General features: G+C 44.0%; 17 protein-coding genes, 10 tRNA genes and 1 rRNA gene. 2 read left to right on the top strand and 26 right to left on the bottom strand.

From position 1 onward, the window contains the following. The 12 genes from EKQ44_RS20760 to EKQ44_RS20705 form a co-directional block, all read right to left on the bottom strand. Positions 1 to 113: ribosomal RNA gene (locus EKQ44_RS20760) — 16S ribosomal RNA — on the bottom strand; the annotation flags it as partial. Positions 114 to 234: 121 nt separating this feature from the next. Beyond that, positions 235 to 308: transfer RNA gene (locus tag EKQ44_RS20755), tRNA-Gly, on the bottom strand. Between the two features lie 12 nt (positions 309 to 320). Then, positions 321 to 394, bottom strand: a tRNA-Pro gene (locus tag EKQ44_RS20750). 16 nt (positions 395 to 410) lie between these two features. Then, positions 411 to 487, bottom strand: a tRNA-Arg gene (locus tag EKQ44_RS20745). 98 nt (positions 488 to 585) lie between these two features. Next, positions 586 to 671 (bottom strand) — tRNA-Leu (locus EKQ44_RS20740). A 24-nt stretch (positions 672 to 695) separates the two neighbouring features. Next, positions 696 to 779: transfer RNA gene (locus tag EKQ44_RS20735), tRNA-Leu, on the bottom strand. A 16-nt stretch (positions 780 to 795) separates the two neighbouring features. After that, positions 796 to 870, bottom strand: a tRNA-Gln gene (locus EKQ44_RS20730). Positions 871 to 1,053: 183 nt separating this feature from the next. Then, positions 1,054 to 1,129: transfer RNA gene (locus EKQ44_RS20725), tRNA-Val, on the bottom strand. A gap of 50 nt (positions 1,130 to 1,179) precedes the next feature. Next, a tRNA-Glu gene (locus EKQ44_RS20720) sits at positions 1,180 to 1,251 on the bottom strand. A gap of 7 nt (positions 1,252 to 1,258) precedes the next feature. Continuing rightward, a tRNA-Ser gene (locus EKQ44_RS20715) sits at positions 1,259 to 1,349 on the bottom strand. A 5-nt stretch (positions 1,350 to 1,354) separates the two neighbouring features. Next, positions 1,355 to 1,429: transfer RNA gene (locus EKQ44_RS20710), tRNA-Asn, on the bottom strand. Between the two features lie 330 nt (positions 1,430 to 1,759). Beyond that, the gene (locus EKQ44_RS20705) at positions 1,760 to 2,233 is read right to left on the bottom strand and encodes a SprT family protein (RefSeq protein ID WP_237665416.1); all 474 of its coding nucleotides are present in this window, start codon (positions 2,231 to 2,233) and stop codon (positions 1,760 to 1,762) included. A gap of 104 nt (positions 2,234 to 2,337) precedes the next feature. Here EKQ44_RS20705 and cmpA point away from each other — a divergent pair, with 104 nt between their 5' ends. Continuing rightward, the gene (gene cmpA, locus EKQ44_RS20700) at positions 2,338 to 2,448 is read left to right on the top strand and encodes a cortex morphogenetic protein CmpA (RefSeq protein WP_237665415.1); all 111 of its coding nucleotides are present in this window, start codon (positions 2,338 to 2,340) and stop codon (positions 2,446 to 2,448) included. Positions 2,449 to 2,502: 54 nt separating this feature from the next. Here cmpA and EKQ44_RS20695 read toward each other — a convergent pair whose 3' ends face one another. The 14 genes from EKQ44_RS20695 to acpS all read right to left on the bottom strand — a co-directional run bounded on the left by EKQ44_RS20695 (position 2,503) and on the right by acpS (position 14,121). Continuing rightward, positions 2,503 to 4,722: a Tex family protein gene (locus EKQ44_RS20695; RefSeq protein WP_237665414.1), complete on the bottom strand. Its 2,220-nt coding sequence runs from the start codon at positions 4,720 to 4,722 to the stop codon at positions 2,503 to 2,505. Between the two features lie 498 nt (positions 4,723 to 5,220). Beyond that, on the bottom strand, positions 5,221 to 5,820 hold the full coding sequence (locus tag EKQ44_RS20690) for a PP2C family serine/threonine-protein phosphatase (protein ID WP_237665413.1): 600 nt from the start codon (positions 5,818 to 5,820) through the stop codon (positions 5,221 to 5,223). Then, the gene (sigB, locus tag EKQ44_RS20685) at positions 5,817 to 6,602 is read right to left on the bottom strand and encodes an RNA polymerase sigma factor SigB (RefSeq protein ID WP_237665412.1); all 786 of its coding nucleotides are present in this window, start codon (positions 6,600 to 6,602) and stop codon (positions 5,817 to 5,819) included. The genes EKQ44_RS20690 and sigB overlap by 4 nt, the downstream gene beginning before the upstream one ends. Then, positions 6,577 to 7,053: an anti-sigma B factor RsbW gene (gene rsbW / locus EKQ44_RS20680; RefSeq protein WP_237665411.1), complete on the bottom strand. Its 477-nt coding sequence runs from the start codon at positions 7,051 to 7,053 to the stop codon at positions 6,577 to 6,579. The genes sigB and rsbW overlap by 26 nt, the downstream gene beginning before the upstream one ends. A 46-nt stretch (positions 7,054 to 7,099) precedes the next feature. Further along, on the bottom strand, positions 7,100 to 7,408 hold the full coding sequence (locus tag EKQ44_RS20675) for an STAS domain-containing protein (protein WP_237665410.1): 309 nt from the start codon (positions 7,406 to 7,408) through the stop codon (positions 7,100 to 7,102). A 76-nt stretch (positions 7,409 to 7,484) separates the two neighbouring features. Continuing rightward, complete coding sequence (locus EKQ44_RS20670) at positions 7,485 to 8,492, bottom strand: PP2C family protein-serine/threonine phosphatase (protein WP_237665409.1); 1,008 nt, start codon at positions 8,490 to 8,492, stop codon at positions 7,485 to 7,487. A gap of 15 nt (positions 8,493 to 8,507) precedes the next feature. Then, complete coding sequence (locus EKQ44_RS20665; RefSeq protein ID WP_237665418.1) at positions 8,508 to 8,909, bottom strand: anti-sigma regulatory factor; 402 nt, start codon at positions 8,907 to 8,909, stop codon at positions 8,508 to 8,510. Positions 8,910 to 8,912: 3 nt separating this feature from the next. Then, positions 8,913 to 9,269: an STAS domain-containing protein gene (locus tag EKQ44_RS20660; RefSeq protein WP_237665408.1), complete on the bottom strand. Its 357-nt coding sequence runs from the start codon at positions 9,267 to 9,269 to the stop codon at positions 8,913 to 8,915. Next, entirely contained in the window at positions 9,266 to 10,093 is an 828-nt protein-coding gene (locus EKQ44_RS20655) for an RsbT co-antagonist protein RsbRA (protein WP_237665407.1), read from the bottom strand. Before EKQ44_RS20655 ends, EKQ44_RS20660 begins: the two co-directional genes overlap by 4 nt. Before the next feature lie 312 nt (positions 10,094 to 10,405). Further along, positions 10,406 to 10,756 carry a type II toxin-antitoxin system endoribonuclease NdoA gene (gene ndoA / locus EKQ44_RS20650; protein ID WP_010195163.1) on the bottom strand — a complete coding sequence of 117 codons (351 nt, stop codon included), beginning with the start codon at positions 10,754 to 10,756 and terminating at the stop codon, positions 10,406 to 10,408. A gap of 4 nt (positions 10,757 to 10,760) precedes the next feature. Beyond that, the gene (locus EKQ44_RS20645) at positions 10,761 to 11,042 is read right to left on the bottom strand and encodes a CopG family ribbon-helix-helix protein (protein WP_010195162.1); all 282 of its coding nucleotides are present in this window, start codon (positions 11,040 to 11,042) and stop codon (positions 10,761 to 10,763) included. Between the two features lie 145 nt (positions 11,043 to 11,187). Beyond that, positions 11,188 to 12,363: an alanine racemase gene (alr, locus tag EKQ44_RS20640; protein ID WP_237665417.1), complete on the bottom strand. Its 1,176-nt coding sequence runs from the start codon at positions 12,361 to 12,363 to the stop codon at positions 11,188 to 11,190. Positions 12,364 to 12,561: 198 nt separating this feature from the next. Next, entirely contained in the window at positions 12,562 to 13,593 is a 1,032-nt protein-coding gene (locus EKQ44_RS20635) for a LolA family protein (protein ID WP_269151751.1), read from the bottom strand. A 162-nt stretch (positions 13,594 to 13,755) separates the two neighbouring features. Then, the gene (gene acpS / locus EKQ44_RS20630) at positions 13,756 to 14,121 is read right to left on the bottom strand and encodes a holo-ACP synthase (protein WP_237665405.1); all 366 of its coding nucleotides are present in this window, start codon (positions 14,119 to 14,121) and stop codon (positions 13,756 to 13,758) included. Positions 14,122 to 14,281: 160 nt separating this feature from the next. Here acpS and EKQ44_RS20625 point away from each other — a divergent pair, with 160 nt between their 5' ends. Then, positions 14,282 to 14,995: a rhomboid family intramembrane serine protease gene (locus EKQ44_RS20625; protein ID WP_237665404.1), complete on the top strand. Its 714-nt coding sequence runs from the start codon at positions 14,282 to 14,284 to the stop codon at positions 14,993 to 14,995. Positions 14,996 to 15,015: the final 20 nt, after the last annotated feature.

Below are 15,015 nucleotides of genomic sequence, written 5' to 3'. Positions count from 1 at the left end.
CACCCGTCCGCCGCTGACCTTTCAAAAGCAAGCTTTTAAAAGGTCCGCTCGACTTGCATGTATTAGGCACGCCGCCAGCGTTCGTCCTGAGCCAGGATCAAACTCTCCAATAAAGAGTCTGAGCTTTTGCTCAAAATTTGCTAGCTTGTGTTACTTAAAATCATTTGCCAGTTCCGTAGAACCGACGTTATGACGCTGTTGTTTTGTTTAGTTTTCAAAGATCATTCAATAGTATGGAGCGGGTGATGGGAATCGAACCCACGACATCAGCTTGGAAGGCTGAGGTTTTACCATTAAACTACACCCGCATTATCTAGAAATCGGGAAGACAGGATTTGAACCTGCGACCCCTTGGTCCCAAACCAAGTGCTCTACCAAGCTGAGCTACTCCCCGTTCACTTTATAAATAATGGCGCGCCCGAGAGGACTCGAACCCCTAACCTTTTGATCCGTAGTCAAACGCTCTATCCAATTGAGCTACGGGCGCTTCGTATTAATGTTTATTTTCAATGTCGCTCTCAGAGGCGACTTAACTATAATATCAATTTCAGTGTTTCATGTCAACACTTTTTTGAAATTATTTTTTGGTGCGGCCGAGAAGAGTCGAACTTCCACGGGGTTGCCCCCACTAGGCCCTCAACCTAGCGCGTCTGCCATTCCGCCACGACCGCGAAAATGAATGGCTAGAAAATGTATGGTGCGGGTGAAGGGACTCGAACCCCCACGTCAAAGACACTAGATCCTAAGTCTAGCGCGTCTGCCAATTCCGCCACACCCGCATACATTTTATAAAGTTGGCTGGGCTAGCTGGATTCGAACCAACGCATGTCGCAGTCAAAGTGCGATGCCTTACCGCTTGGCTATAGCCCATTGAATAAACTTCTTGCTTTCACTTCCTTGAATCCGCTACATGAACTTACACCGCAGATATTATTATGACTATTTCAGAAGGAAATAGGCGGAATAATATCGACACCAAAATCCACGGGACTTCTCAAAAGTAAAGAAGAGTAGTTCTAAGTTGTTGTATAAGAGGAGATTGTAAAGTCCCTCTGGTGGAGGATGACGGGATCGAACCGCCGACCCCCTGCTTGTAAGGCAGGTGCTCTCCCAGCTGAGCTAATCCTCCAGATTGGAAGTGGGCAGCAAAGCAACCTTGCTTTGCAACCCACTTAGTAGTGACCCGTACGGGATTCGAACCCGTGTTACCGCCGTGAAAGGGCGGTGTCTTAACCGCTTGACCAACGGGCCTTTATAATGGCGGAGAAGGAGGGATTTGAACCCTCGCGCCGCTTACACGACCTACACCCTTAGCAGGGGCGCCTCTTCAGCCACTTGAGTACTTCTCCATGTATGGCTCCACCAGTAGGATTCGAACCTACGACCCTTCGGTTAACAGCCGAATGCTCTACCGCTGAGCTATGGTGGAATAGTGCAAAAAGTTTCACTACGCATCTTAGAACTTGCAGATGCCGAACGTCCCGATTTCGGGAAGTATTTCAGTGAAGCTGCTCAATCGGTACGCTGTAGAATCTCAAAGAAGATTATTCGAGCGTGCTCTACCGCTGAGCTATGGTGGAATATTACTACGGTAATGAAATTGCTATGTCGATTTTCGTAATCATTCGTCGCAACCGACTGTTTTAATTTTAATAAGCTTGTACGAAAAAGTCAAGTTTTTTTGTGACAAAATGATATATTATCATAATTGTCATTCTGACGCTTTTTTAAAACAGCGACTAGAATAAAGTATCATATTTCAAGGTCGAATGTCAACATGCTTTTCGATTTCTCTTAACTTCCCTCTACATTTTCCACATCTATACTTGATTGTATTCACCCTTCTTACTCTTTTATATAATTGGTGACAGTCCTTGCATTCATATATACGGAAAGTTTTCGGCTTGGACTGCGGTGCTTCGATCGGTGTACAGAACCTTGGGGCTCCGACTTTTTTCAGCAGGGTGCGGAAATCCCGGTCTCGATGCTTATATCCTTTCCCTTGAATATGTAAGTGGTAATGACAGAGCTCATGTTTGATAATCCCTACAAGCTCGTCCATACCTAAGGCATCATAATATTTTTTGTTGATTTCGATGTTGCTTGTGGAGGTCAGGTATCTCCCTCCTGTTGTTTTCAATCTGTGATTGAATGATGCTGTATGTAAAAACGGTTTATTAAAATAGGTCATTGATATCTCTTCGATTAGCTTCTGAAGATCCTTGTCTTCCATCTGTCCTCCCCCTTCCTTTGAACCCTCCTCATTATACTGCATACTATAGAATAAATTAAGTCATTTGGAGCCTTCGAGTTAAATGTAGAAGGAGGTACAGGAAGATGCCGTCTTGGTTTAGAAAGCAGATGCAACGCGCTTACCTGGAAAAGGATCGTTACCAAATTAAAATGTTGAATCAGTGCTGGTTTTTTTATTATAAGAAGAATGGGTAAAAGTAAACCCCGAGCCGCAATGGAGTTTGCGCCCGGGGTCATTTTGTGCTGATTTTATACTTCTTGTTTTTGTGGTTGCAACATAGTAAGGGAGACTCGTCCTTTGTTGACTTCCACACCGTCCACCCAAACGGTTACGATGTCCCCTACCGAGACAACATCGAGTGGGTGTTTTACAAACCGGTTGCTTAGCTTGGAGATATGGACCAGTCCATCCTGCTTCACTCCGATGTCAACGAACGCCCCGAAGTCGACCACATTACGGACCGTTCCTTCTAGCTCCATTCCTTTTTGCAGGTCTTCCATTTTCAGCACGTCCTGTTTAAGAAGCGGAGTTGGCATATCATCGCGGGGATCACGCTCGGGTCTGATCAAGGAATCAATGATATCCTGAAGCGTGATGGGTCCGATACTTAAATCTTCCGCAAGCTTGGCAACATCAACACCTTTAAGTGCTTCTTGAAGCTTTGCCGTACCTATTTCCTTTTCGGAAGCCCCTAGCTGTTTTAAGAGTTTCTTTACGTCCGGATAGGTTTCGGGATGGATACCTGTTCTATCAAGCGGTTGTTTCCCGTCGATGATTCGAAGAAATCCGATACACTGTTCATAGGTTTTGGCACCAAGTCTCGGGATTCCCTTCAGGTCTGCCCTACTGGCGAATTTGCCATCCTCTTCACGCTTTTTGACGATATTGTTGGCGACGGTCTTTGATAAGCCAGCAACATATTGAAGCAAAGAGGAAGAAGCAGTGTTTACATTCACCCCTACTTGGTTTACCACTGTTTCGACTACGAAATTCAAAGATTCCGCCAGGCGCTTTTGAGCGACATCATGCTGATATTGACCGACCCCCACTGATTTCGGATCTATTTTCACTAGTTCAGCCAACGGATCTTGTAGACGTCTGGCGATGGAGACGGCACTTCTCTCTTCTACTTGCAAATCCGGAAATTCCTCTCTTGCAAGATCAGATGCGGAATAGACACTCGCACCCGCTTCATTAACAATCAAGTAGGATATGCTATTGCCGCTTTCTCTCATCACTTCTGCGATTAGCTGTTCTGTTTCACGGGATGCCGTACCATTACCTATTGCGATTACTTCGATTTTATAGGTTGCCAGCACATCGAGTAGCTTCTTGATAGCCTCTTCCCGTTTGTTTGCGCCAGTATGCGGATAAATGACACTGATATGGAGTACCTTTCCGATCTCGTCCACTACTGCAAGCTTACATCCCGTTCGATACGCCGGGTCTACCCCCAATACGACTCGCCCTTTTAAAGGTGGTTGGAGCAAAAGATTTCTCAGATTTTCGGAAAAGATATGGATAGCCTGTTCCTCGGCTTTTTCTGTGAGCTCTTTTCTGATTTCACGCTCAATGGCCGGTTCAATCAATCGTTTGTAGCCATCTTCAATTGCTTCCTTTACAAGAGGGGTTGCAATGGATGACTCTCTCTTAATCACTTGGCGATTTAAGTAATCAATCACCCTGTCTGTTGGAGCAGAAATGGAAAGTCGTAAAACATCCTCTTTTTCCCCACGGTTTACAGCCAGGATCCGGTGAGGCAGAATTCGGGATATGGCTTCTTCATACTCATAGTACATCGCATAAACTTCTTTTTCGTCTTTTTCCGCTTTCTTTACTGTCGAAACGACCTTGCCTTGTTTAAACGTTAGATCACGAATGTATTGGCGATAAGACGGCTCATCTGAAAATGTTTCGGCAAGAATATCCTTCGCACCCTCGAGCACCTCTTCAATGGAGGTCACTTCTTTTTCCTCGGATAAAAAGTTCTGTGCTTTCTCCTCAAGCGATGGAGAAGACGGGAAAGTGAGCAACCATTGAGCATATGGCTCAAGCCCCTTTTCTTTTGCCACCGTCGCCTTTGTCCGACGCTTTTGTTTATATGGACGATAAAGATCCTCCACCTGTTGCAATTTTGTCGATTTAAGAAGATTCGCCTTAAGTTCAGGTGTCAGTTTTCCTTGTTCCTCAATAAGGCGGATGACTTCTTCTTTTCTATTTTCAAGGTTTTGTATGTATTGCCATTTTTCCATGATCGCCCTGATCTGGACTTCATCTAACGAGCCAGTCTGTTCTTTCCGGTATCTGGCGATAAAAGGGACTGTATTGCCCTCTTCTAAAAGTGCTATCACTTTTTTTGCCTGCGCTTTTGACACTTCTACATCTTTGACTAGCAAATTTACCAATTGCTCATTTTTCTCGTTCCATTCCAATTTTGTAGCCTCCCAACATAGTATCCCATCTTCCATTTTAACAAAAGGACTCGTTAAAGTAGAGTGTTTGAAAATCCATTAGATTTTATAGCTGTTGATTGTAGCACAGGGCTAAGACTCCGGCGGGAGGTAGTGGTAGGTTGAGACCCCTGAAGCGTTGTGAGGAGGCTCAAGCACCGCCCCGCGGAAAGCGAAGCCCAGTGCGGAAATCAACAGCTATGTTTAATAGATCTTAAAACTTGGCAAATTATTGAACAAAGAAAAAAGACTAACTCTAATTCGTTAGTCTTGGACTGTTGAAACCAATTCAGCTGTTGATCTTCGTTCCAGGTGCTTCGCTTTTCGCGGGCGGTCCGGAAGCCTCCTCGGGCATTCGCCCTGCGGGGTCTTCCATGTCCCTTCCTCTCGCAGAACAAGGAAAGCTTCGACAGCTTTTCATCGCACGAAGGAAATGCGCTAGCATTTTCGAGGAGTCTTCGTACCTTCCACTACGATCAACATGGTATTTAACAAAATGTTTGTTTCACCTTATCCCTAATGGATCTCCCCAGAGATGATGGTGACATCATCCATTCCATTGCCGGTAAACATTGCTGCGATCTCAAGCAATGTCGTCGCAGATGGTATATCCTTAATATAATTTTTTACGGATGGGATATTCAATCCATCCGAATAGATGAAGAATTTCATTTTGGAGCTATAAGGAAAACGATGAGTTTTAAGGTTTTGAGGTTTTCCAGAAAGGTAGCCTTTGACCGGGAGAGGATAGATAAGCTTTTCTGTCGGAGGATAAAGGTAGAATCGAATATTTCCAACACAGCTGTAAACAACCTCCTGCTGGTCATAGTTGACTTTCAACACGGATACTGCTGCTCCACGCTTATTTCTCATCGCTTCGTTACAAGCTTTCATAATGACTGAAACGTCTTCTGTTTCATGGGCTTTGGCAGCGGAGATAACCGCTTGTGATGCATCATGCGCATGTTCCCCACTGCCTAGACCATCCGCAACTACACACAGAAAATAGTCATCTGTTGTATTCACATAGTAGCTGTCTCCACAAAAATACATTCCCTGTTTGGCATTCTGGTAGGCATTGACGTTGGCTCTTTCATGTTTGAATTGTTCTATCATGAAAAAATCTCCGTATTTGCGTTATCTGCCATGAACGCTTGCTTCAGCTTGGTTAGTGCCTTGCGTTGAAGCCTGGAAACGTGCATTTGAGAAATACCCAGTTGTTCCCCTGTCTCTTTTTGACTCATATTCTTAAAGAATGTGCATTCGATAATCTGTTTTTCCCGCTCCGATAATACATGGAAGATTTTCTGTAATAGAAGCTGTTGATCTACTTGATCAAAGCCGGCATCCTGATTCCCTACAATATCAAGGATGGTAACCGTGCTTCCGTCAGAGTCTGCTTCAATGGCATTATCAACAGATAGAGCTTGGTAGTTCTGGCTCATCTCCATCGCTTCCAACACTTCTTCTTCCGTAACCTCGAGGTAGTCCGCAATTTCCACTACTTTCGGGGAACGTTGAAGTTCATTTGTCAGCTCTTCCACTGCGGATTTAATTTTAGGTCCTATTTCCTTGATTCTGCGAGGGACATGCACACTCCATGTCTTATCGCGCAGGAAACGTTTGATTTCCCCGATGATCGTCGGTACGGCAAAGGCTTCGAAACTTCGGCCAAAGCTTGCATCAAAACGTTTCATGGCCCCAAGCAATCCGATCATCCCCACTTGGGATAGGTCTTCATGAAAGGCTTTTCCTCTTGAATATTTACGAGCGATGGATTCAACAAGTGCAGTATAATGCTCGACTAATTGCAACTGCGATACTTCACAACCGTCTTGTTGGTACCGCTCTAATAGCATATTAACATCCAGCTTACTGGATTGAGATTGACTCTGCATCCCTTTCCACCTGCTCTCCTTGTACATACTTTGTCATGAAGACGGTAACGCCCTGATTGCTGTGCACCTTCACATCATCCATCAGCGTTTGGATTAAGAATAATCCTAACCCTCCTTCTGGCAAAGTTTCTACTGGTTGCGACTCGGTGTATGGACCTAATTCTTCTCTTACTTTATCAAAGTCGAAGCTTTGACCATTGTCAGCTACCACCAACTCGAGTCGGTCTTTATATATCCCGAATCCGATTCGAATATTTCCTTTTTCGTCCTGCTTATAAGCGTGCTCTACAGCGTTTGTACAAGCTTCGCTTAAAGCAATTTTTATATCTTCGATTTCATCGTAGGAAAAACCCATACGATTCGCAATCCCAGATAAGGTAAGTCGGATGACTCCTACGTACTCCGCCTTAGCTGGAAACGACATTTCTATATAATCGTAAGCCCGGTTCATTGTTCCCCCACCTTTAAGTGAACTTATTTATTGGCTACTTTCAAGCCTATTTGATTTCCATTATTCCCGCTAGACCAGTAATGTCGAACAAACGCTTCAAACGGTCCGATAAACCTACCAGGCGAAACACTCCGCCATTTGCCTTTACGGTTTTAAAGAAACCTACAAACATCCCTAAACCTGTGCTGTCCATATAATTAACATTGGATAAGTCAAAAATGAGTTCTCCAGTAAATCCTTCCAATAACGGGGCAACCTTTTCCTTTACCTTAGGCGCAGTATAGGCATCTATTTCCCCTTCCAAAACAACGATCGTTTGGTTTTGATCTTCTTTTATCTGAATGTCCATATTCATTCCTTCGTCACCCCAAACATGAATTAAGATTCCAATTTTAGGTCATCCCAATACTAAATACCCGCTTCTCAAACATTTAAACCTTTCTTTTCAAAATAATTAAGGTAAAGTCGTCCCTGAGCTGGAAGTCCTGGATTTTTTCCAGGTCCCTGTACACCAGTTCCACTATAGCTTGAGGAGGCAGGTGGATATAAGACCGTATTAAATCTATTATTTTATCAACCTCTACAAAACCTTCGTCTGTACGGCACTCTGTTACTCCATCAGAAAATAAGATGACCATATCATCTACTTCAATTTCTTTTTCATACTGCTGATAGGTTGCAAGCCGGTCAATCCCAAGTACTAGACCCCTTGCATCCAGTTCATAGAATTCATTTTTCTTTGCATCAAAATATAAAGGTGGCTCATGTCCTGCTGAAGAGAAAGAAAAGAGGTGTTTGTGAAGGTCATACATTCCATAGAACATCGTTATGAACATGCTCGCATCCACATTTTGCTCCACCACTCTGTTTAAATTCCCAAGAACATAACTCGGAGCAACTCTAGTATCTGGTAAACTATCCATTGCATATTTGATCATGCTCATACACATCGCCGCCGGAATTCCTTTTCCGATAACATCTGCAATTGCGACACTGAACGAATCATTATCACTGTGAACAAAATGATAGTAATCCCCGCTCATATGCTTGGCAGGAACACTTATCGCACCGATCTCCACAGAATCCGTTTCAGGTATCTTCGTTTCAAGCAGCGTCTGTTGCACATTTGCCGCAATTTCGATCTCTGTCTGAATCTCCTGTTGCCTGTGACGCAGGCTTTGATGCTCACGATAGGCAATCCCATATCCAATCATGACTTCAAGAAGGAAGTCGAGGGAATGCAATATATCGTCAGGGATATCAGGTGAGAGGTCCTGAAGCATCGCCTTATGAACGCTGATGATCTCTTCGGGGGACACTTTCTCCCCTAGAAGCCTCCTGCTGAATTCCTGTCCCTTATATAACGCCTCTTCTGATTGCCTGTTCAGATAGGCAGAGAGTATTTCTCTATATTCGGACTCTAATTTTTCATAATCCATGGGTTATCCCCCCTTCTAGCGAACCCACTTCACGGCATAGATTGTCGTTCCTTCCCCTGTAGAAGAATCAATCTGGAACGTATCCATCAACCGTTTAACACCAGGCAGTCCTGCCCCGAGGCCTCCCGATGTAGAAAATCCATCTTCCATGACCTGACGAATATCCGGGATTCCGGGACCATCATCGGTCGCAATCACTTTCAGTCCCCGCTTCCCATACTCGTCCATTTCCTCGATACAGATTTGACCTGTACCTGCATATAAATATATATTTCGAGCCAACTCCGAAATTGCCGTCGTTATCCTCGCTTGGTCTACTGTGCCGAAACCTAAATCTTTGGCGACATCCCTACCCATTTGCCGAGCAGCGACAATGTCCCATTCGTTTCTTATGCTTACACAGGATTGGACAGTCATCATTTACTCCCCCAGTTCCTGTTGTAATTTCTCTAGACCCTTTTCTAAATCTAGTGCTGTGAACACTTCATCCAATTGAATCCCCAGTTCCACCAAGGTAATGGCTACCGCTGGTTGAATACCAGTCAGAACGACTTGCGCTCCCATGAGTTTTGACATGCTGATTACGTCCCCAAGCACTTTTGCAATGAACGAGTCAATCATATCCACAGATGTCAAATCGATCACGACTCCATTCGCACCTGTTTCATGGATTCTATTTAGAAGATCCTCTTGAAATTGCAACGCTGTATGATCATCTAACTCCCACTGAATCGATATTAAAAGGCAGTTATGCAGCTTTAATATTGGTATTCTCACAATTGATCCCCCACAGTCACAATTTGTCTGTTTGTCATTTCAAGTGCCGTCTCAATTCCTTTTTTCAAGGAATTTTTCGTAATGATCTGATCCAGATTGATGCCTAAATTGACGATGGTCTGCGCAATTTCAGGACGGATCCCAACAAGTAGGCACTTTGCTCCGACGAGGCGGACCGCTTCTGCTGCCTGGATGATATGGTGCGCCACCATTGTATCTACAACAGGCACACCAGTGATATCGATCAATACCACTTCTGCACGGTGCTTTACTACCCCTTGTAGAAGATTTTCCATAATTTGTCTCGCGCGTTCCGTATCAATCGTCCCTACAAGTGGCATGACAGAAATCTTGTCAAAGACCGGGATAAGTGGTGCAGCCAATTCCTGTAATGCGATTTTCTGCATAGAGACGGTATGCTCCCAAGAACCTGTATAGGTTTGCAGAATTTCATTGTTCACCGGGCGAAGCCACTGCTCGAAATCGTACATCAAGGAAACTTTACGACCATCATCCGCCTCTTCTGTCATCCCTTCGTATACGATCTTCCCAAAAAGGGTCAAACCTTCCGTCACATAGACAAGTGGCCATCCGAAGCGCACAATCTTCTCAGCAAAATCCGTCAGCACACTAGAAAGGTCGTCCGTATTCCTGCTGATATTATTTAGCAGCAGATTAATGTATTCACGGCTAGTACTCAAGTACACTTTTTCAGAAATGGCTTTGAATTCCTTCTTCTCACCGATTTCATCCATACCTTCGATCCAGCGGTTAAAAATTGTTTCACGATTTCCCTCAATGTAATTGATTATCTCCTGATTCATTATCCCGGCTCCTTTTTCGGTAAAGATATTTATAAATTCGACAAATAATTATAGTTCTACTAATACCACTATAAATTTTAATCATTTTAAAAGTCAAATATGTTTAATACCATATCATCCATAATTGTGGTTTATTTACCTAATTATGGTGGTATCTTCATACAAACGGGTGTACATAGAAAGGATAACACCAGACGCATTTTTAACATAACGGCGATTTTCAAACAGCTTGGGATATTTTTACCGATATAAAATAAAAAAGCTACTCACGCTGTGTGAATAGCTCTTTAACGATAAAACGGATTCAACATATTAAAAGTCAATAAGTCCTAAACTTATTTGAAGCGCCTCATCCACTTTGTCCATCATCTCTTCGTCAAGATGAGTTATTTTGTCCGTCAACCTTTGTTTATCAATCGTTCGAATTTGTTCGAGCAGGATAACAGAGTCGCGTTCAAAACCATATCGCTTTGCATCGATTTCTACATGTGTTGGGAGTTTGGCCTTTTGGATTTGAGCAGTAATTGCAGCAACTATAACGGTCGGGCTAAATCGATTTCCGATATCATTTTGGATGACAAGTACTGGTCGAACGCCTCCTTGCTCAGACCCAACAACCGGGGATAAATCAGCAAAATAAACGTCACCGCGTTTGACAATCAAATGATTACCCCCCGCTAACTAAGCGTTCAACCGTATGCTCCGCCTCATATTCAGCCAGAAAAGCTTCAGATGCAATGTTTAAATTGATTTTAGACATCTCCATGTAGCCACGTCTCATGGACTCGCGAATCTGACGCTTCTTGCGCTCGCGAAGATACATCTTTGTTGCTTGAAAAATCAGTTCGTTTCGATTGCCGTTTTCTTGTTTTACCAAACCATCTAATTCCGATACTAAGTTTTGAGGTAATCGAATCAAGATTTCAGTTGTTGCGCTGGATTCAGACACAGCATACACCTCCAAGAACTACAGACACTTAATACTATTCCATATTCCATAATACCATCAATGCCGATAAATGCAAAGTCCATTTAGCGAATTCTTCTCTATTATCACTATAAAATCCCTTTTTTATGCAGAAAATTACCATTAACTATTCTGTGGGTTTGTCCTGTAAATAATTTCTCACTTCCATTATATTGTTGTTCCGCCAAAACATGCGCGGAACCCTGTAACTGATCATGCACGGTACTTCATAGTTGATGGTTTCAAGCTTGGCTGCGACATCATTGGAGCTTATTCGTTTGTCGCCTTGTTTTCCAATCAATGTTACCCTGGTCCCGATCGGCAATTCATGTGGTAGTTTGATCATAAATTGGTCCATGCAGATCCTACCAATAATTGGGGCGAGTTTTCCGTCCACTAATACGTTCATCCCTTGTAACTTTCGTATCCACCCGTCCGCATAACCAACCGGAACTGTCCCGATCCATTCTTCCTCTTTTGTCGTGTAGGTCGCTCCGTAGCTGACACTTTCCCCTATCGAGAGTTTTTTAACATGAACAAGCTTAGTATGAAGAGAGAAAGCTTCTTTTAGCGGAAAAGGGAGTGTGGGTTCCATTTCCGGTGATGGTGTCAGTCCATACATGGCAATTCCCACCCGAACCGCATTAAAAATGCGTTCCGGGAATCGCAAGGTGGTAGCGCTATTCCCACAATGTATCATCGGTATTTTGTATGTCTTGGTTATTTCATCTAGCAGTGCTTCAAACCTTCCAAACTGCTGCTCGACATAATTGGAGTGCAATTCATCGGCTGTTGCAAAATGCGTATATACTCCTTCTAGTTGAAGGTTCCGCTCTTTTTCTATCAGGCCAATGATTTGTGTAACTTCTTCTTTTGTGCGCGCACCAATTCGCCCCATCCCTGTATCTAGCTTGAGATGCAAGTTGACTGTTTCAAGGACAGTATTTTTGTATGCACCTATAGCATCTTCCACCCATTCTTTTTGAAAAACAGTCAGGGTGATTTTCTCCTTCGCAGCGAGCGGCAGGTCTGATACCCTTGATGCCCCAAGCACAAGGATCGGTGCTGTGATGCCTTGCTTTCTTAGTGACATCGCCTCATCCAGGAAGGAAACGGCAAGATATTGCGCTCCAGCCTCCAGTGCCACTTTTGCAACCTGCGCATCTCCATGCCCATATGCGTTCGCCTTTACGACCGCTATAACCGTGACATCCTCACTCACATGCCTCTGTATGGCTTTCACATTCTCATATATACAATCCAAATCCACTTCAACCCATGTGTCCCGATGAAAGCTTGACATCTTCCTAAGCACTTCCTTTTACCCTCTGACTAAAAATATATGTACTATCATACCCAAAAAAAGCGCGAAAGTCATGCATGAACCATGCCCTTCGACATGGAGGGCGAAATCCCTGCGGGGGTCTGACCCCCCGCAGGGATTTTTCTTTCGACAAAAAAATACAGGCCCGTCTCAACGGGCCCGCTAGGTCACTCTTTTTTATTTGATGGCCGCGCCTTGGACGGAGCGGGCGACCATGAGCAGTTCTTCTTGGGTGAGGTCTTTGGATGCCAGGGTGAAGTCGACTCCTTGGTAGGTCCATGTTAGGCTGTTTTCTGTCATGGCTCCTACGGTGAAGCCAAGGTCAGCTGGTTGTCCGTTGACGAATGTGGATGTCGGGACATCGGCATTACGGGCCTTTTCTTGGATAAGCGTGAAGGTCTTTTCTCCTTCATATGTCATGACGACACGTTTTCCATTGGCTGTTTCCACGACCGTTTCTTCTTTAAGATCCGTACCGGCAGGAGTATCCAGCGGTGTCATGGCAGAGAATTCGTCCGACTCTTCCGTGACAGGTCCGGAAGCAGGCATTTCCAGGCTTGCACGAGCCCCCGTCATATTCTTTTTCACATCAAATGCATCCGCATCAAAGCTTGCATCGAATTTGAAATCGGAGAACTCCACTAGAACCAAAGGCTTTTTATCCGGATCCATCACTTTTACAGATACAGGTGATAAATCTTTCTTACTGAGCGTGATTTCTTGTGTTGGCAACAGTTTGTTGTTCTGATAGTTTGTCTTTGTTTCGAATACATAGTGCTGTTCGGTTGCGGTGAAGGTTGCATCCGGATCATTTTTGATGTCATTTACAAGTGATTCGAATAGGTAGGCTTGGCTGCTGTTCTGCGGCCATTCGCTGTGGAAACGGAAACTTTTATTCAATGCTGGCGTTAAGACAAAGACGCCTTCATCATTGCGGATGATAATCTGGCTTTGATCTTTTTCCGCATTTTTCAGGTTGACTCTGTAATAGTTCGGTTTGTTGTGACCGATCTGCACCTCATACACCTGTGGTTCGGCGCCAGTTTGAAGCGTCATTTTCGCATTGGACTCATAGCCTTTCATCTCTTCCACTTTCGCACCAAGAGAAGCTGTTACATCCTCTTTCGATTTCGTACCGCACCCTGCGAGAACAAGGATACTCACAAGGCCAACCACTAACAATAGCCATGCTTTTCTCAAATTATTCATCCCCTTTGCTTTCAATACATGATTATCTTAGAGAAAAGTGAGAGTGCAGAGATAACAGGCTCGCCGCTTCTATTCGTATTGCAGGTTGGCTGCACCTCTTACTTGTACACCTTGTCTCCTTTCTGAACTATGTATATGAAGCAGTTTTGGGGAATATGCAGACTAGCTTGACAAGCTTTCGATAATTACTTGCGCGATGGCGTACTGCTCACTGTGGGAGATGGACAAATGCACCTTGCCCTCCTGAAGAGACGGTGCCACAAAATAAGGCTTTCCTTTTTCGGTCGAGGCAATCGTCATGTCCTGAAAACTCAGTTCTTTTCCGATGCCGGTCCCATTCGCTTTTGAAAATGCCTCTTTTGCCGCAAAACGCCCTGCAAGGAATTCCACTTTCCGTTTGGCGCTTAAGGAAGAGAATCTCTCCTTTTCCGGCGGCGTGAGGATACGATCTATAAAATTAGGCTGGCGATCCATCAATTTTTCGATTCGCGCAAGCTCGATCATGTCGATCCCGGTTCCAATAATCATACTTTGACCAACCTTCCTCATATAATAATGATAGTTTCTTTCATTCACCTAAAAAGACATTTGGGTGGTTACATGGTACTCTTACTTATAGACTATATGCATCTGGCTTTTTACTATTAATCGTCATTGTAACAACCTATATATAGAAAGGGTGAAGTAAATGTTTGTCCGAACGGAAAATTTCCGTACGTTTAGAAGATTATATCCTATTATCACCATAATTGTAGCCATCCATCTTGTATTATGGCTGATAGTACAATTTTCACCAACATTCCTCAACTTAACGGTAGGATTCAATCTACTTGTCTGGCAAGGGGAATATTGGCGGCTAGTCACACCGATCTTCCTACATGCCAGTCTGACACATCTATTGTTCAATTCCTTGTCGTTGGTGCTATTCGGCCCAGGCGTCGAGCGGATGCTAGGCAAAGGGAAGTTCATTGCGTTCTATCTTCTAGGCGGAATTCTCGCCAATGTGGCGACTTTGCTTTTAAGACCTGAAATCTACACGCACCTAGGCGCATCCGGCGCGATTTTTGCGATTTTCGGCCTTTATTTTTATATGGTGTTCCTGCGTCCTGATCTTTTAGATAGGGCGAATTCACAAGTAATCTTAACCATCTTGGTGATAGGTCTTGTCATGACCTTCTTAAACCAGAACATCAATGTCATTGCCCATTTATTCGGATTTTTTGCCGGAACGGTGTTGGCTCCTTTCTTTTTAGGAAGAGGACCGAATTCAGCTCCACGTTCTTTTCGGGCCATTTTCCCTAAAACCGATAGACCGCGGGGGCCACGCAGCGGTAAGCAAACCATTGTATGGATTGTGCTGATTGGCTTGGTGCTTGTTGGTGTTTTGGCGAGGTATATGTAAAATCTTTTGTAGATTAGGTT

Origin of the sequence: Sutcliffiella horikoshii, assembly GCF_021991925.1 — a bacterium.
Lineage (GTDB): Bacteria > Bacillota > Bacilli > Bacillales > Bacillaceae_I > Sutcliffiella_A > Sutcliffiella_A horikoshii_F.
Note: the sequence above shows the minus strand (reverse complement) of the source record. Positions and strands in the feature narration are given on the sequence as shown.

What these genes read in the sequence shown, in the direction of transcription:
- EKQ44_RS20705 (WP_237665416.1), bottom strand. Translation starts at nt 2,233, where the DNA reads ATGGAAGACAAGGATCTTCAGAAGCTAATCGAAGAGATATCAATGACC.
- cmpA (WP_237665415.1), top strand. Translation starts at nt 2,338, where the DNA reads ATGCCGTCTTGGTTTAGAAAGCAGATGCAACGCGCTTACCTGGAAAAG.
- EKQ44_RS20695 (WP_237665414.1), bottom strand. Translation starts at nt 4,722, where the DNA reads ATGGAAGATGGGATACTATGTTGGGAGGCTACAAAATTGGAATGGAAC.
- EKQ44_RS20690 (WP_237665413.1), bottom strand. Translation starts at nt 5,820, where the DNA reads ATGATAGAACAATTCAAACATGAAAGAGCCAACGTCAATGCCTACCAG.
- sigB (WP_237665412.1), bottom strand. Translation starts at nt 6,602, where the DNA reads ATGCAGAGTCAATCTCAATCCAGTAAGCTGGATGTTAATATGCTATTA.
- rsbW (WP_237665411.1), bottom strand. Translation starts at nt 7,053, where the DNA reads ATGAACCGGGCTTACGATTATATAGAAATGTCGTTTCCAGCTAAGGCG.
- EKQ44_RS20675 (WP_237665410.1), bottom strand. Translation starts at nt 7,408, where the DNA reads ATGAATATGGACATTCAGATAAAAGAAGATCAAAACCAAACGATCGTT.
- EKQ44_RS20670 (WP_237665409.1), bottom strand. Translation starts at nt 8,492, where the DNA reads ATGGATTATGAAAAATTAGAGTCCGAATATAGAGAAATACTCTCTGCC.
- EKQ44_RS20665 (WP_237665418.1), bottom strand. Translation starts at nt 8,909, where the DNA reads ATGACTGTCCAATCCTGTGTAAGCATAAGAAACGAATGGGACATTGTC.
- EKQ44_RS20655 (WP_237665407.1), bottom strand. Translation starts at nt 10,093, where the DNA reads ATGAATCAGGAGATAATCAATTACATTGAGGGAAATCGTGAAACAATT.
- alr (WP_237665417.1), bottom strand. Translation starts at nt 12,363, where the DNA reads ATGTCAAGCTTTCATCGGGACACATGGGTTGAAGTGGATTTGGATTGT.
- EKQ44_RS20635 (WP_269151751.1), bottom strand. Translation starts at nt 13,593, where the DNA reads ATGAATAATTTGAGAAAAGCATGGCTATTGTTAGTGGTTGGCCTTGTG.
- acpS (WP_237665405.1), bottom strand. Translation starts at nt 14,121, where the DNA reads ATGATTATTGGAACCGGGATCGACATGATCGAGCTTGCGCGAATCGAA.
- EKQ44_RS20625 (WP_237665404.1), top strand. Translation starts at nt 14,282, where the DNA reads ATGTTTGTCCGAACGGAAAATTTCCGTACGTTTAGAAGATTATATCCT.